This window comes from Streptomyces sp. NPDC046831, assembly GCF_040645305.1.
GTDB lineage: Bacteria > Actinomycetota > Actinomycetes > Streptomycetales > Streptomycetaceae > Streptomyces.
Map to the genome: position 1 here is coordinate 1 of NZ_JBEYXZ010000085.1, position 1,031 is coordinate 1,031.

Annotated in this window: 1 protein-coding gene and 1 pseudogene; both read right to left on the minus strand. The window is 68.4% G+C overall.

Features of this window, described 5'->3' with window-relative positions:
- Positions 1 to 710: 2-oxoacid:ferredoxin oxidoreductase subunit beta (locus ABZ920_RS30510; RefSeq protein ID WP_361512090.1), on the minus strand; the 710-nt coding region annotated here is incomplete at its 3' end.
- Positions 703 to 1,031: pseudogene (locus ABZ920_RS30515) on the minus strand (2-oxoglutarate ferredoxin oxidoreductase subunit alpha); the annotation flags it as partial. The pseudogene ABZ920_RS30515 and the gene ABZ920_RS30510, both read right to left, overlap by 8 nt.

Consider the following 1,031-nt stretch of genomic DNA (forward strand, 5'->3'; position numbering starts at 1 on the left):
TGGGCGTCCTTGAGGGCGTCGAAGGCGCCGTCGTTGAAGATGTTGCAGTTCTGGTAGATCTCGATCAGGGCGGTGCCGGGGTGGGCGGCCGCGGCGCGCAGGACGTCGGTGAGGTGGCGGCGGTCGGAGTCGATGGTGCGGGCGACGAAGGACGCCTCCGCTCCCAGGGCGAGGGAGACGGGGTTGAAGGGGGCGTCCAGGGAACCCATCGGCGTCGATTTGGTGATCTTGCCGACCTCGGAGGTGGGGGAGTACTGGCCCTTGGTCAGGCCGTAGATGCGGTTGTTGAACAGCAGGATCTTGAGGTTGACGTTGCGGCGCAGGGCGTGGATGAGGTGGTTGCCGCCGATGGAGAGGGCGTCGCCGTCGCCGGTGACGACCCACACGCTCAGATCACGGCGTGAGGTGGCCAGGCCGGTGGCGATGGCGGGGGCGCGGCCGTGGATGGAGTGCATCCCGTAGGTGTTCATGTAGTACGGGAAGCGGGAGGAGCAGCCGATGCCGGAGACGAAGACGATGTTCTCCCGGGCCACGCCGAGTTCGGGCATGAAGCCCTGCACGGCGGCGAGGATGGCGTAGTCGCCGCAGCCGGGGCACCAGCGCACCTCCTGATCGGACTTGAAGTCCTTCATGGACTGCGCGGCCTCCGCCTTCGGCACCAGCGACAGCGCCTGGACCGTCTTGCTGCCTTCGGTGGGCGTCTCAGTCATCGATGGCCTCCTTCAGGGCCGTCGCCAGCTGTTCGGCCTTGAACGGCATGCCGTTGACCTGGTTGTAGCTGTGCGCGTCCACCAGATACCGGGCGCGGATGAGGGTGGCGAGCTGGCCGAGGTTCATCTCCGGGATCACCACCTTGTCGTAGCGGGCGAGGACCGCGCCGAGGTTGGCGGGGAAGGGGTTGACATGCCGCAGATGCGCCTGCGCGATCGCCCGCCCCTGCGCGCGCAGCCGCCGCACCGCCGCCGTGATCGGCCCGTAGGTGGATCCCCAGCCCAGGACCAGGGTGGTGGCCTGGTCGGGATCGTCCACGG